The sequence below is a fragment of the Bacillus arachidis genome (assembly GCF_030285945.1).
In the GTDB taxonomy this organism is placed as follows: Bacteria; Bacillota; Bacilli; order Bacillales; family Bacillaceae_G; genus Bacillus_A; species Bacillus_A arachidis.
The window spans coordinates 563,962-579,269 of record NZ_CP127376.1 but is presented as its reverse complement, the minus strand read 5'-3'; the positions used below and the strand labels follow the sequence as shown (position 1 = coordinate 579,269).

Sequence of the window (15,308 nt, the reverse complement as noted above, 5' to 3'; positions counted from 1 at the left end):
ATAATGATGCTACCTTTTTCTTTTTCAAATTGCTTCTCCTCCTTTATGCTTCTCATACAATCTGCCTTCCATTTTTTCCATATTATCGAAAAAGATACGTTCAGTTCGGCTCGTATTAAAATCACCCATGAATATAACTATCTATCCGCAAAAAGAATGCAAAGTCATTACTTTTTCTCTTTTTTCCTTCTTATTCTCTGTAAACTCTATTATGAAAAACATTTCTTAACTTTCCCTTAAAAAAAAGACGACCTTGTAAAAACAAGATCGCCTCTAATTTCTTTATATTCGTTGATTTTTAGGTAAAATCACTTCAAAACAAGTACCTTCATTAATTTTGCTCTCTACTTTTATTTTTCCATAATGTTTTTCTACAATCCAGCTGGCAATTGAAAGCCCTAAGCCAGCTCCTTCTGATTTCGTTCTCGCTTTATCTCCTTGATAAAAACGATCAAATAACTTTGGAATATCTTCTTCTTTTATTCCAATTCCATTGTCTTTTACCTGAATCATAATTGAACTACTTGTTTGCATACATGCTACTTGAATCGTCCCACCAACATCAGTATATTTCATCGCATTGTCTAATAAAATTACAACCATTTGATGAATTCTTTCTCTATCACCAGCAAAATATACTTTAGATTGGATTTCCAATGTCATCTTTTTCTCTTGATACGCAGCAATCTCTGTATAAGGATCTACTACTTCCATTAATAATGCATCTAGTGCAAATTCCTTTTTATCCATTTCAATTTGATTCGAATCTGAACGAGCTAACAATAATAAATTAGCAACTAGCTTTGATAACCTTCTACACTCCTTTGAAATTGTAGAAATATCAATTGCCTTTTCCTCTATCGTGGCAGAAGGAGACTGAAATAGTACATCTGTTTTTGATTGAATGACCGCTAGCGGTGTTCTTAATTCATGAGAGGCATCGGAAACAAATTGTTGCTGCTTTTCCCAAGAATTACGAATTGGTATAAGAGCTCTTCCAGCTAAGAAAAATCCCATCCCAATTGCACATACACTTCCAATGCTACATCCAATGATGATAATTAGTAATAGTGTGTGGAGCATTTCTTTTTCAGCAGTTGTTTCACGTAATATTTGAAATGTCACTTTTTCTCCAGATAACAAATTCATTTGAAACGCCCATGTTCGAAAACTTTTTCTTTCTACTTCTATATCATGAAAATCTCCAAGTTTTTTTGGAAATAACTTAGATTGATTATCTTCCCAAAAATTAGGCCCTCGAAATTTCGGCTCCATATCTATCAACTGATTCTTTTCGTCCCATTTCAATACAAGAATCCTCGAATCTCCAATACGTAAATCTTTATTTAAGCCAAACTGTTTTTGCAGTGCCCGATTATTTTTTGTTTGCTTAACAATAAAATTCCTTATAGAGTCATCTATTCCTTTATAAATTCGGTCGTGTGTATACGAATAAATAACGCTTCCCAATATCCCAATTAATATAATAAACACTAATGAATTTAAAATTGTAAGGCGAATGCGTGTTTTTTGAAACATACTTCTCCTCTTCATTGTTCTTTTAACATATATCCAATCCCGCGAACGGTTTGAATATCTTTTTGATAACCAAATGGCTCCAATTTTTTTCGTAAATGATGAACATACACTTCAACAATCGCTACCGTGGTATCTGAATCAAATCCCCAAACGCGATCAAAGATTTGTTCACGCATTAAAATCTTTCCACTATTTTGAATCAGGTACTCTAAAAGTTCATATTGCTTTAATGTTAATTTCATTACTTCTCCATCTACGTGAATATCTTTGTCCTTTCCAAACAACTCGATTCCACGGTAGGTAATGGTTTGCTTTGTTGTTAAATTACCACTTCTTCGTAATAAAGCTCGAATTCTTGCTTTCAATTCTGGAGCTTGAAATGGCTTTATTAAATAATCATCTCCACCAAAATCTAACCCTTTCACACGGTCTTCTAAAGAATCTTTAGCAGTCAAAAATAAGACAGGTGTTTCAATTTTTTCATTTCGTATTCTTTGAATTACCTCAAAACCATCGATCGCTGGTAACATCACATCAAGAAGTATTACATCATAAATATTTTGCAATGCCAAAAATAAGCCATCTTCCCCATTCATTGCTGTATCAACTTCAAACTCATCACGTAAAATTTGTGTAATTGATTCTAATAAAGGTGCATTATCTTCTACAACTAACAAGCGCATATCACTTTCTCACCTTTCATCTAACATAAGATCTCTTTCTATTCACTTACAGAATGAAACTGCCATCACCAATCAGACTTTTATGAGCAGCATAAAAAACTCTCTCACTCCGTTACCGCTAAATCATATGTAATTAAAATAATTATATATCATTGTCTCTGCAAGCTTGTCATAATATAAAGCATTCTTTCTCTCACTTTATCATCCGTTTTTCTGTATATAAAGGTTATTATGAAATCCCTCCCTTAACTTTCCCTTAAAAAAGGAGTTTTAAAAACAGAAGATTTGTATCTTACAACAATGTAATCCCCTCGTCACCTAATTCGATAGTTACGAAACTTACTGCCTATTATACTTAAAGTAAGAAATAAGAAAACAAACAAAGGAGAGATAAGAGATGAAAAAAATGATTGAAGTTGTAGTGGCAGTAGTAGAGGTTTTTATAAATGGGAAACAAGTTATAATGGAGTTAAATCGATAATGAATCTCCGTGATGGTTTTATAAATTATATAAGCACGTAAAAAGAGATAAGGTTTGGTCTTTACTTTGATCCCTTATCTCTTTTTATATTATTCTTTTACTGCATATACAATTTGGCTTGGTAACTCTAAACAATTTAGCTGGCCTCCATATACTGCCCCGCCATCAATTCCGATAATTCGGTTATTCCCAAAATATACATCACAATTATCATCACCATGAAGTGTCTTGGTTTCTGTATGTCCAAATACAACGGTCTTTTCACCATTATATCCACTATGAAACTCATTCCGTATCCACATTAACGTGTATGGCTCGGATTCAGAAACTGGTTTTGTTGGTTCTACACCAGCATGAACAAATATATACTGTTCCGTTTCGATATAATGTTCTAGTTTTTGGATAAATTGCAAATGCTTCTCTAGTATCTCAGATTTCAAATCAGGTTTCTTAAACTCTTCTTCATCTGTAGCAATATCATTCTCTGAAAAGTTATAGCTATATAACGTTTTATTCCCACCATTTCTCTTCACCCAATGATTCCATAATTGCTCTTCATCGGTTGTTAATGCTTTAATCATCATATCTTCGTGATTTCCTTTTAAAACAAAAGCTCCTTCTTCTTTCAATTTCATCACTTTTTCAATTACAGCCTTTGCATTCGGTCCTCGATCAACGTAATCTCCTAGTAAAATTAACTGATCTTGTTTTGCATTATATTGTGCTTCTACTAACAATTTTTCAAATTTCTCTATTTCTCCATGAATATCACTTATTACAAGAAACCTCTGCATATATTCCCCTTCTTTCTAGAGTAACTTACTCCATATTATAACTTATCATATCTGAATCTTCTGGCTTATATTCCGAAACCTCATTCAAAAAATAAATCAATGGGGGGCTTTATCATCCACTGATTATTAGTCCTCAAATAGCGCTCTCCTTACAAACCTACCAAATTTCTCTTACAAGATTGTAAGTCTCTTGTCACTCAATTCGATAGTTATAAAGCTCATGCTTCACTATAATTAAAGTAAGAAATACGATAAAAACAAGGAGAGATGAGAGATGAAAAAAGTGATTGAAGTTGTAGTAGCGGTGGTAGAGGTTTTCATAAACGGAAAACAAGTTGCGATAGAGTTAAACAAATAAAGAAACGAGGAAAACTACTATGCCATATATAATGACCTAAAGAGAGATAAGGTTTCATCATTCTTTTGGTCCCTTATCTCCCTAATAGGAAAGCCGTATCCTTTTTTACAGATACGGCTTTCTTTTATTTTTGACTTGTACGATTCGAAATACTAATTGCACGATCTGTTGTTTTTGCTGCTTCATCCAGCGCTTCTTTACTATTTTTTCCGTCATACATTGCTTCTAGCGCTTTTACAACCGCATCGCGAGATTCAGGGAATACACTAATAAGTGCACCTTGTGTTGCAACAGATGGTTTTGTTGCTTGTAACTGTTCTACTGTTACTTTTAACTGTGGATATTTTTCATATTGTTGTTTTACTAAAGGTTCATTATATGCATCTGGATTAATAGAGAAATAGCCTGTTTCTGTATGCCACTTTGCCTGCACATCTGCTTTTGTTAAGTATTTCATAAAGTCCCAAGCACCTTTTTGTGTTCCTTCTGCAACCATATTTGTCATCCATAGTGATGCACCACCAATCACAACTCCATTTTGTTTCACATCTTCTGGATATGGGATATATGCCACTCCCACATTAAATTTAGATGCATCAATTACATTACGAACACCTGCTGAAGAATCTAAATACATCGCAACTTGCCCGGATTGGAATGCGGCACGAACATCATCCCAACTTGCCCCATACTTTCCTAATGTACCAGCTTTATTCAGTTCATCTAATAAATCAAATACTTTCTGTCCTTCTTTTCCATTAAATACAGCTTTTGTTGCCACATCTTTACGTCCATTTTCCTTATCAACATATAGCCCACCTTGTGTTGCCAAGAGCTCTTCAAAGAACCATCCGTAATTTAACATTGAAAAACCGTACTGTTTTACGCTTTCGCCTTCCTTAACAGTTAATTTTTTTGCTGCTTCTTTTAATTCAGTGTATGTTTTCGGTGCTTTTTCTGGATCGAGTCCCGCTTTCGTAAAGGCATCTTTATTATAAATTAATACCGGTGTAGATGAATTAAATGGCATGGAATACATTTTCCCATCAATTGAATAATAATTCGTAATCGATTTTTCTAACTTCGATGTATCATATTTATCTTTTTTAATCCAACTATCAATCGGTGTAATTTTTTTACTATCAATCATATATTTCGTTGTAATTTCGCTAGATTGAACGAGAGCTGGTGACTCCTTTGACGCTGTTATATTTTTAAACTTCGTTAAAGATTCTTCATAGGAACCTTGAAATTCAGCCTTCACCTCATATTTATTTTGTGACTTATTATAGTCTGCAACAATTCCATCTAGTACACCTTGCGTTTTTCCACCCATTGCATGCCAAAAGCGAATGACTGTTTTGTCTCCACTTTTCTCTACGGGAGCTATCTTTTCCTTCGCTTCAGATTTCCCCTCTGTTTTACTACTTGAACACGCTGCAGTCGATAATGCCATTGTCGCTGCCATTATAATAGCAGCACCTTTTTTCCAAAATCTCATCTTACTCCCATCCTTTCACATGTATGATTACTTAATTGCCCCTTTTGTTAAACCTTGTTGTAACTGCTTCTGACCTAAAAACAATAAAATTAAAGTTGGAATAACAATGACTGTAACTCCAGCCATCACACTCCCCCAATCTGTCGCAACTTCCTGAGATTGAAGTTGTTTCACTCCAATTTGCACGGTTCGAATTTTCTCATCATTCGTAACTAGAAGCGGCCATAAGTACATATTCCATGTTGTTAAAAAGCTATATATACCAAGCGTAATAAAGCTTGTTTTACAATACGGAATGACTACTCGGAATAAAAACTTCACATGGCCAATCCCCTCGATAAAAGCAGCTTCTTTCAACTCATTTGGAAGTGTCATAAAATGCTGGCGTAATAAAAAAATACCAAAAGCAGTTGCAAAGAACGGTATTGTCATTCCAGTAAACGTATTGATCCATCCAAATTGTTGTACCGTTAAAAAGTTGGGTACCATCGTTGCTTCCCACGGAATAAGCATCGTTGAAATAAACAGAAAGAAAATAAGATTTCGTCCTTTAAAGTTTAAAAATACAAATGCATAAGCGGCTAAGCTTGATACAACAAGCTGTCCGACCATTACCCCTGTTGAAACTATAAAACTATTGTATAAATAAGAAAACAGCGGCACTTTCTGAAAGATATGTATAAAATTATCGAATGTAAATTGTGTCGGAAGCATCCTTCTCATTTGAATATCTTCCGGCGTCATAAACCCTAACAAAAATGCGTATAGAACTGGAAAAAAGACCATCACTGCGCTAATAGTAAGCAAAGTATATAACAGAATATATTGTTTCCACCTTTTAGCAATCATTTATAATGCACCTTTCTCTCCGCAAACCTAAATTGAAGTAATGTAGCAATGAAAATAAAAATAAACAATATCATTGCCTGTGCACTCGCTGTGCCAAATTGATGATTTGCAAAAGCTTCCTTATAGATAGAGTACACAATTAAGTTTGTTGCATCATTCGGTCCACCGTGCGTTAAAATATCGATCTGTCCAAAGCTTTGAAATGCACTAATTAAAGTAACAGTTATAATAAAAAACAATGTAGGCGATAGCATTGGTAATGTAACGCGTCGAAGTTTATGTAAATAACTAGCACCGTCAATAGATGCACTCTCATACAAAGTCGTATCAATATTTTGCAAACCACCCAATATAACTAAAAATGTAAAACCTGTATTTACCCACACAGTTGTAACTGATACAGAAAATAATGCCCAGTCCGGACTTGTTAGCCATGCAATTGAAGGAAGATTCATCGAACCGAGTATATTATTGAATAAACCGACACTTGGATGGAATAAAAATAACCAAATTACTGCGCTAGCTGCTACTGAAATTCCCATTGTTGAAGAGAATAATACTCGAAACAACCCTATTCCTTTTATTTTTTCGTTTGCAATTAATGCAAGAAACAAAGCCAACACAATACTAGTTGGAACTGTATACAATACAAAGAGTAAAGTAGACTTTAGGCTTTTATAAAAAGTTGGATCAGACAATAAATATTGATAGTTTTCAAGTCCTACGAAAAGGTTTGCCTCACCATGAACATCTGTTAAATAAAAGCTATAATAGATAGTGCGAAACAATGGATAAAACAAAAAGATTGCAAATAAGACTATGGAAGGTGCTAAAAATAACAATCCTGTACGTAAATCTTTCGTGCGGCTCCATAACGTCCTCTTTCTTGAAACTTCTGTTTGAACAGGTAGGTTTTCTATCTCAATCATCACTTTGCCACCGCCTTCAACTCTTCATCGGCAACCAATCGAATCCTTTCGTTTGTATCGTTATGAAAGAAACATAGTTTTTCTACCGGAAACTGTAATTTGACTTTATTACCTTTTTTCAAAATAAGTTGTCCAGTTACTTTTGCACTCCATGTTTTTTCATTTACTACAAAATTTAAGATTGTTTCATTTCCTAATACTTCTACAGATTGTAGTGTAACTTCTTGACCCTCTTCAGCTAGTACAATGTGCTCGGGACGAATCCCTAAGCGTACTTTCTGTTCTGGAAACTGTTGGAATTGTCCAAAAGACAATGGAATTTGTAACCCATCAACATGTAAGCTCCCCATTCCTTTATCTACGATTCCATCACCAATATTCATGGATGGTGAACCGATAAAGCCAGCGACAAATTCATTTGCAGGATAGTTATATATATCCAGCGGTGTGCCCACCTGTTGTATACTCCCTTTGTTTAACACCATAATACGATCTCCCATCGTCATCGCTTCAATTTGATCATGGGTCACATAAATCATCGTAATACCTAATCGCTGCTGAATCTCTCTAATTTCAATACGCATTTGTGCACGCAACTTTGCATCCAAGTTAGAAAGTGGTTCATCCATTAAACAAATTGGTGCTTGACTTACAATTGCTCGCGCAAGCGCCACACGTTGCCTTTGTCCACCTGATAATTGCCCTGGTTTTGATTTTGTATATTCCGTAAGCCCTACCATTTCTACTGCCTCTACTAGTCGTTTTTGTCGTTCTTCTTTCGGAATTTTCCGTATTTTCAATCCAAATAAAATATTTTCTTCTACCGTCAAATGTGGATATAAAGCATAATTTTGAAATACCATTGATAAATTTCTATTTTTCGGTTCTAAATCATTCGCAACATTTTCATTAATAAGTAACGCCCCAGAAGTAATTTCTTCTAAACCTGCAATCATTCGCAGTAATGTACTTTTTCCACATCCAGAAGGGCCAACTAGAACAAAAAATTCACCTTTTTGAATCTGCACCGAAACATTTTCAACTGCTATTTCCTTTGAATTTTTATAAATTTTTGATACATCTCTTAATTCAATCATCAGTTTGCACTCCTTTTTTTGTTCTTATAACCATACTTCACAGCAGCTTAGTGAAATCCGCTTTAACTGCAATTCCCACCTCTTTTTTTGGCTTAAATACATCTAAAAAACAACTTCTCTACAAGTAGATTCATAAGGAAAAGGTTCCATAAACATTGATTTTTCTCGATTTTTATATAATTTAAATATACTTATAGATAAATAAACTAAAACAACCTACATAGAACAATCTTCTTCTCATTTAAAACGCTATAAACTAGAGTAAATGTAAGAAATATAAATGGATTGTTATATGTAAGCGGGTGTTCTCAAATGTTTTCTACCCTAGTTACGTTGTTATCTTTACTATATTACTTATTTATTAAGTCAGTTTTGATGATTTGTTAATAAGATGTTAATCACATGTTAATAGTTTTTTTACAATATTCATCACATCACTTACAACAGGATACATTTCGTACTGCCTTTTCTTACAACGCCACAAATTAACATAAAAATACTAAATTTCAAAAAAAACTTTTTTCCATATTTTATCTATAATAATATATATATATGATAGAATTTTATAAATTTATAAAAAGATTAAGAGGCGATATAGAATGAAAAGATATATTAAAATAAAAGGAATTGGTACATATTTTCCAAAAAGAAAAGTAAATTCTTTTGAAATAGATCGTATGTTAGGTGTCCCAGAAGGCTGGACATTAAAAAAGGCCGGGGTGAAAACACGATACTTTGTTGACGATGAAACATCTTCTTATATGGGAGCCGAAGCTGCCAAAAAAGCTGTAGCAGATGCTAACTTAACATGGGAAGATATCGATTGTATCATCTGCGGAAGCGGAACAATTCAGCAGGCAATTCCTTCTACTGCTTCACTAATTCAGGAACAACTTGGACTACAGCATTCTGGTATTCCATGTTTTGATATCAACTCCACATGTTTAAGTTTCGTAACAGCGCTTGATACAATTTCTTATGCAATTGAATGTGGGAGATACAAAAATGCTGTCATCATTTCTTCTGAAATTTCTTCTGTAGGATTAAATTGGGGACAAAACGAAAGCAGCATTTTATTCGGGGATGGCGCAGCCGCTATTGTTGTAACAAAAAGCGATCAAACTTCTTCTATTATAGCTTCCCATATGGAAACGTACAGCTCTGGTGCGCACCTATCAGAAATTCGCGGTGGCGGAACAATGATTCACCCTAGAGAATATAGCGAAGAACGAAAAGAAGACTTCTTGTTTGATATGAATGGCAGAGCAATTTTCAAATTGTCGGCTAAATATATGTTAGGTTTTATCGAGAAACTGCTTATGCATACTGGTTATTCCCTAGATGATATTGATTTAATTATCCCTCACCAAGCAAGCGGGCCAGCTATGAAGCTGATTCGTAAAAAATTGGGTGTCGATGAGGATCGCTTTATGACTATTTTTGAAGACTATGGGAATATGATTTCTGCATCTATTCCAGTCGCTCTTTTCGAAGCCATTAAACAAAAGAAAGTGCAACGCGGGAATAAAATATTGTTATTGGGTACTTCTGCGGGACTTTCTATCGGAGGCATTCTTCTTGAGTACTAAGAAAACAGTACTAATCACAGGGGCACGCGCACCAGCAGCATTACATTTAGGCAGACTGTTCAAGAAAAGTGGACATACCGTCATTATGACAGATAGTATCCCTTATCCATTAAGTAAAGTGTCAACGAGTACTGATTATTTTTATGAAATTCCTTCTCCAAAATGGAACACATATGAAAGTATCTATGCACTACAATCAATTATTCAAAATCATAATGTAGATTTACTTATTCCTACTTGTGAAGAAGTATTTTATATATCTAGACATAAACAGGAGTTAAGCCGATTTTGTCATGTATTAGTAGACGAGTTTCACAAACTTTCCTTACTCCATAATAAATGGGAGTTTATTCAGTTAGTCACGAAATTAGGTTGGCAAGTTCCTGCAACATATAAAACAAATAATGAACAAGCCGTTCAGCTAATGCTTCAGCAAACATTGCCTGTCACTTATTTTGTACTAAAACCTATTTTTTCTCGTTTTTCCGATAAAGTACTGTTTATTACAAAAGAAGATGTTGCAGCAGGCATCACGATGGGCAAGCAAAATCATATCATTCAAGAGTTTATAAAAGGAGTTCAACATTGCTCCTATAGTGTTGTACATGCTGGAAAAGTATTAGTTCACTCTGTCTACAAAACGGAGTTCACGGCTGGTTTAGGCGCTACTATTGCTTTCAAGCATATTAACCATCCAAAAATTGACCAATTTGTTGAACATATTGTAAAAGAGCTAAATTTCTCTGGGCAAATTGCCTTTGATTTTATAATTACAGAGGATGGAGATGCTATTCCGATTGAGTGTAATCCTCGTACCACAAGTGGATTACATTTATTCGATGAAGAAATATTATCCGCCTTTTTTGATAAAAAAATGAACAATATGCTAATTCCAAAGCCAGATTCCCAATGTGCAATTCGATTAGCAATGTTTTTATATGGACCTCCTTACTTAAAAAACAAACAAACACGTAAACGATGGTGGAAAGTCGTATGTTCCTATCCAGATATCATTTATAGTCCCTCTGATAGGAAACCATTTTTTTATCAGTTCTATAGCATGTATAAACTATGGCTTGAAAGCAATAAACATGGTCGAACTATTTTGGAGCAAACAACATATGACATATCATGGGACGGTGAAAAGTTATGAAAATGCTGGTAACTGGAGGAACTGGTTTTCTAGGACAAAAACTCGCTTTTCGATTAGCCAGTATGGGCTATGAAGTAACAGCAATCGGAAGAAATAAAACAATTGGCAAATTATTAGAGCAAAATGGAATTGAGTTTGTACACTGTCCCCTGGAAGACAGGCATAGTGTTCTACAAGTTTGTAAGAATAAAGACTATATCTTTCATAGCGGTGCCCTTTCTTCTCCTTGGGGCAAATATAAAGATTTTTACAATGCAAATGTATTAGGAACAAAGCATATTATCGAAGGAAGTCTAAAGTCTGATGTAAAGCGCCTCATTCATGTATCAACACCGAGTATTTATTTTTATTATGATGAACGACAAGATGTAGCAGAGAATGCGAAACTTCCTAATACATTTGTAAACCATTATGCGAAAACAAAATACATGGCCGAGCAAGCAGTTGATCAAGCGTTTGAACATGGGTTACCGGTCATCACGATACGCCCACGTGCTTTATTTGGCCCAGGAGATAACGCCATTCTTCCACGCCTTATTAAAGTATGTGAAAAAGGCGCTCTACCGAGAATTGGTACAGAGGATGTACTTGTCGATATTACATATATCGATAATGTCGTAGATGCCTTGCTTCTTTGTATGCATTCGCCTAAGCATACATTAGGACAAAAATACAATATAACAAATGGCGAACGTGTAAATTTATATGAAGTAATTGAGAATGTAATGAAGCGCCTTGGAAAGGAGGTACAATATAAAAAAATTTCCTACAAAGCTGCTTTTACAATTGCTGCTATACTAGAGGGCATTTCAAAAACTATTTTATTCGGGAAAGAACCTATTCTCACAAAATATACAGTCAGTGTGCTTTCAAAAAGCCAGACTTTAAGTATTGATAAAGCTAAAAAAGAACTAGGCTATGCTCCAAACATCAGCATAGAAGAAGGAATCACAAACTTTGTAGAATGGTGGAAAATACAATGAAAATCAAGTTTTTAAAGCTATATGATACAGGATATTGCACACATCCCGAAAAAATTGCATATTCCAAGGGGAGTTGGAAACAAATACGTTTTCCAGCCACAGTAGGATTACTCCAACATCCAAGCTTAGGATATATTTTGTTTGATACTGGATATGCCGAGCACTTTAAAGAAGCAACCAAAAAATTTCCTTACTCTGTATATGCTAAACTTACCCCTGTTCATTTTACGGAGGAGCAATCTATTAAACAGCAACTGATTCTTGATGGCATACGGCCAGAAGAAATTAAATATATCATTCTTTCTCATTTTCATGGTGATCATACAGCAGGGCTACCAGACTTTCCGAAAGCAAAAATACTAACTTTCGCGAAAGCTTATGAGGATATAAAAAAAAGAAGTAAATTTGGTGCTCTATTAAAAGGTTGCTTAAAAGATACGCTACCAATTGATTTAGAACAACGAATGACATTCATTGATCAAACCACATTACTTACCCTACCCCCTACATATGGAAAGTTTGAAGAGGGCTATGATGTATTTGGTGATGGTTCATTACTCGCTGTTGATTTAACAGGACATGCAATTGGACAATTTGGTGTATTCGTCCATTTACATAGTAATAAAATTGTTTTTCTTTGTGCAGATGCAGTGTGGCTAAGTAAAACTTATAAGAATCTTGTATTTCCAAGTAAGGTTGCCAATTTTTTAACTGGAGATACGAAATCTTATCGTCGGAACATCGAAAAGTTACATCATTTATCGCGAATATCACCAGAAATTGAAATTCTTCCAACTCACTGTGAGTACACATGGGACAAAATTAAAACAGGAGTACACTATGAATAAATTACAAATTCTAAAGCAATATTTGAAAACAAAATATTACTTACGTTTTTCAAATCGCCAGCAATTGGAACAGTTTCATCAGCAAAAAATAACAAAACAACTTTTGTTTACGATAGAAACGTCTCCGTTCTATCGCCAGTTATATACCCCTTTTTTAAAAGAAATCCACAAGGGGAATTTAACTGCACTTCCCATCATTGACAAAAAAGTAATGATGGCGCACTTTGACACATTAAATACGGTTGATATTTCAAAGGAAGAGGCCTTTCATATAGCATTTGAAGCGGAAAAGACCCGAAATTTCTCTCCAACAATCCGTAATATAACTGTTGGACTATCATCTGGCACTAGCGGAAATCGCGGAATCTTTCTCGTTTCTGAAGAGGAACAAATGATGTGGGCTGGTTCTATTATCGGCAAAGTGCTTCCTTCTAGCATTCTACATAAACATACAATTGCCTTTTTCTTACGAGCGAACAGCAATTTATATGAAACGACAAAGAACAAGCGCATTTCATTTCATTTTTTCGATCTACTAGATTCCTTTCAACAACATATCACTCGACTAAATGAAGTAAATCCATCTATTTTAGTTGCTCCCCCTTCAATGTTGCGAAAAATCGCACATTGGCAAGAAGAAGGGCTTATTAAGATTTGTCCAAAGAAAATTATTTCTGTTGCAGAAGTACTTGAAGATATTGATAGAGAGTTTATCCGTACAATTTTTCAACAGACAGTACACCAAATTTACCAATGCACAGAAGGATTTCTTGCTACAACATGTAAACATGGTACATTACATATCAATGAAGATCTCGTTCATATTGAGAAAGAATACTTAGATCAGGAAAAAGGGATATTCGTTCCCATTATTACTGATTTCATGAGGAAAACACAGCCTATAATCCGCTATCGTCTCAATGACATATTAATTGAGAAAAAAACAGCGTGCGCCTGTGGTTCTCCCTTCTTAGCCTTAGAACGAATTGATGGTCGATGTGATGATATATTTATTGGGATAAATGAATTGGATAAGAGTGAAGTATCTATTTTTCCTGACTTCATTCGAAGAGCAATTATGTTTGCATCCAATGACATTCAAGAATTTAAAGTGCTTCAGCACAGCACAGAGGAAATTGAAATTCAACTTAAAATACCACCTGAACATTTCAAATCATGTAAATCAAATGTGATACGAGAATTAAACACACTATGGAGCACAAAAAATTGCATTGTACCACACTTTTTCTTTTCGCATTATGATATTGAACTATATGATAAAAAATTAAAAAGAATAGAGAGCCTTATAAAGCATGGTGAGCATGTATGATTAAGTTACATGATGTTCATTCCTTACACAGCATTGAATGGACCACAAAAAAAGATGGAGCATATGTAAGAGACAGCTTCCTGCCCCTCTTACAAAATGACCTTACAGCATTTATTGAAAATGTTAACACTCAGCTATTTCTATTAGAAATTGATGATCTTATCTTGCCAGTTACTGTTAATAACGAGGAATTTGAAAACTCTTATGTATGTTCTCCTTATACCCATTACATATCCTATGCACTAGAAGAGTTATGGGAATTAAAAAAACCGTGGTTAGAGAAGTTACTAACCTATCCGATTCATTTTATCGGAAGCTGGTTACGGCGAACGAATATTAATAAGGTAATTGTAGTAAATAATTGGATGCTATCTACAAACCTTTATCATTCTGTCAATAAACAACAAATCGAACAGATTACAAATTTACTTGTTGAGAAATTTCCAGAGCATACAATTCTATTCCGTTCTTTAAATAACGAATTATACCCTACAATTACACAAGCATTATCTACAGTAGGTTACAATAAAATTATGTCCCGTTCCATATACTTATTTGATCCGAAACACTATAAGAAAATGAACCGAAAAGAACGAAAAGACTTATTAAACGATAAAAATTTATTAAAAAAAAGCAATTATGAAATAATTACGAATGAGGGATTAACAAAAGAGGACATTGTACAAATTTCCAAGTTGTACAATCAACTATATATTGAAAAGTATTCCGTCCATAATCCAATGTTTACACCAGCTTATTTATGGAATGCACTTCAGCATCATTTATTTGAAATAAAAGTCATTAAAAAAGGAGATACAATTGATGGTGTCATTGCTTATTTTATTAGAGATGGAGTTATGACAACTCCTATACTTGGCTATGATACAAACTCCGACCAACAGCAAGGCTTATATCGTATTCTTTCGCTCCTTATTACAATGGATTCTATCGAAAAAAATTTAATTTGTCATTGCAGTGCTGGAGCTGGGGAATTCAAACGAAATCGCGGTGCAAAACAGCAGATTGAATACAGCTATATATATAATGCACATTTGCCACATAAACAACAAAAGGTCTGGAAAATCTTAAGTTGGATATTAAATACATGTATGGAACCGATGGCAAAAAAATATCGTTTTTAAACAAAACAGAGATAAGATTCTATCTTATCTCT

Annotated in this window: 13 protein-coding genes; 6 read left to right on the top strand and 7 right to left on the bottom strand. The window is 34.3% G+C overall.

Translation table 11 applies throughout. The features are described 5' to 3' along the window. Nucleotides 1–282 precede the first annotated feature (282 nt). From QRY57_RS04640 to QRY57_RS04610, 7 genes are all read right to left on the bottom strand, one after another. Complete coding sequence (locus QRY57_RS04640; RefSeq protein ID WP_286016763.1) at nucleotides 283–1,554, bottom strand: sensor histidine kinase; 1,272 nt, start codon at nucleotides 1,552–1,554, stop codon at nucleotides 283–285. Then, nucleotides 1,551–2,222, bottom strand: a complete 672-nt coding sequence (locus QRY57_RS04635) for a response regulator transcription factor (protein ID WP_026593961.1) — start codon at nucleotides 2,220–2,222, stop codon at nucleotides 1,551–1,553. The genes QRY57_RS04640 and QRY57_RS04635 overlap by 4 nt, the downstream gene beginning before the upstream one ends. Before the next feature lie 570 nt (nucleotides 2,223–2,792). Next, entirely contained in the window at nucleotides 2,793–3,497 is a 705-nt protein-coding gene (locus QRY57_RS04630; protein ID WP_208018378.1) for a metallophosphoesterase family protein, read from the bottom strand. Between the two features lie 482 nt (nucleotides 3,498–3,979). Next, nucleotides 3,980–5,356, bottom strand: coding sequence for an ABC transporter substrate-binding protein (locus tag QRY57_RS04625; protein WP_286016762.1), 1,377 nt, complete (start codon nucleotides 5,354–5,356; stop codon nucleotides 3,980–3,982). 27 nt (nucleotides 5,357–5,383) lie between these two features. After that, nucleotides 5,384–6,205: a carbohydrate ABC transporter permease gene (locus tag QRY57_RS04620; protein ID WP_286016761.1), complete on the bottom strand. Its 822-nt coding sequence runs from the start codon at nucleotides 6,203–6,205 to the stop codon at nucleotides 5,384–5,386. Next, nucleotides 6,202–7,134, bottom strand: coding sequence for a carbohydrate ABC transporter permease (locus tag QRY57_RS04615; protein WP_286016760.1), 933 nt, complete (start codon nucleotides 7,132–7,134; stop codon nucleotides 6,202–6,204). The genes QRY57_RS04620 and QRY57_RS04615 overlap by 4 nt, the downstream gene beginning before the upstream one ends. Beyond that, entirely contained in the window at nucleotides 7,134–8,231 is a 1,098-nt protein-coding gene (locus QRY57_RS04610) for an ABC transporter ATP-binding protein (RefSeq protein WP_286016759.1), read from the bottom strand. The genes QRY57_RS04615 and QRY57_RS04610 overlap by 1 nt, the downstream gene beginning before the upstream one ends. 599 nt (nucleotides 8,232–8,830) lie before the next feature. Here QRY57_RS04610 and QRY57_RS04605 point away from each other — a divergent pair. Genes QRY57_RS04605 through QRY57_RS04580 form a run of 6 tightly spaced genes read left to right on the top strand, consistent with a single transcriptional unit; the run spans nucleotide 8,831 to nucleotide 15,276 of the window. Beyond that, nucleotides 8,831–9,820, top strand: a complete 990-nt coding sequence (locus QRY57_RS04605) for a beta-ketoacyl-ACP synthase III (RefSeq protein WP_090693023.1) — start codon at nucleotides 8,831–8,833, stop codon at nucleotides 9,818–9,820. After that, nucleotides 9,810–10,973, top strand: coding sequence for an ATP-grasp domain-containing protein (locus tag QRY57_RS04600; RefSeq protein ID WP_286016758.1), 1,164 nt, complete (start codon nucleotides 9,810–9,812; stop codon nucleotides 10,971–10,973). The genes QRY57_RS04605 and QRY57_RS04600 overlap by 11 nt, the downstream gene beginning before the upstream one ends. After that, nucleotides 10,970–11,956 carry an NAD-dependent epimerase/dehydratase family protein gene (locus tag QRY57_RS04595; protein WP_286016757.1) on the top strand — a complete coding sequence of 329 codons (987 nt, stop codon included), beginning with the start codon at nucleotides 10,970–10,972 and terminating at the stop codon, nucleotides 11,954–11,956. Before QRY57_RS04600 ends, QRY57_RS04595 begins: the two co-directional genes overlap by 4 nt. After that, on the top strand, nucleotides 11,953–12,804 hold the full coding sequence (locus QRY57_RS04590; RefSeq protein ID WP_286016756.1) for an MBL fold metallo-hydrolase: 852 nt from the start codon (nucleotides 11,953–11,955) through the stop codon (nucleotides 12,802–12,804). The genes QRY57_RS04595 and QRY57_RS04590 overlap by 4 nt, the downstream gene beginning before the upstream one ends. Further along, nucleotides 12,797–14,134: a F390 synthetase-related protein gene (locus QRY57_RS04585; RefSeq protein WP_286016755.1), complete on the top strand. Its 1,338-nt coding sequence runs from the start codon at nucleotides 12,797–12,799 to the stop codon at nucleotides 14,132–14,134. Before QRY57_RS04590 ends, QRY57_RS04585 begins: the two co-directional genes overlap by 8 nt. Beyond that, nucleotides 14,131–15,276, top strand: coding sequence for a hypothetical protein (locus QRY57_RS04580; RefSeq protein WP_090693035.1), 1,146 nt, complete (start codon nucleotides 14,131–14,133; stop codon nucleotides 15,274–15,276). Before QRY57_RS04585 ends, QRY57_RS04580 begins: the two co-directional genes overlap by 4 nt. The last annotated feature ends 32 nt before the right edge of the window (nucleotides 15,277–15,308 follow it).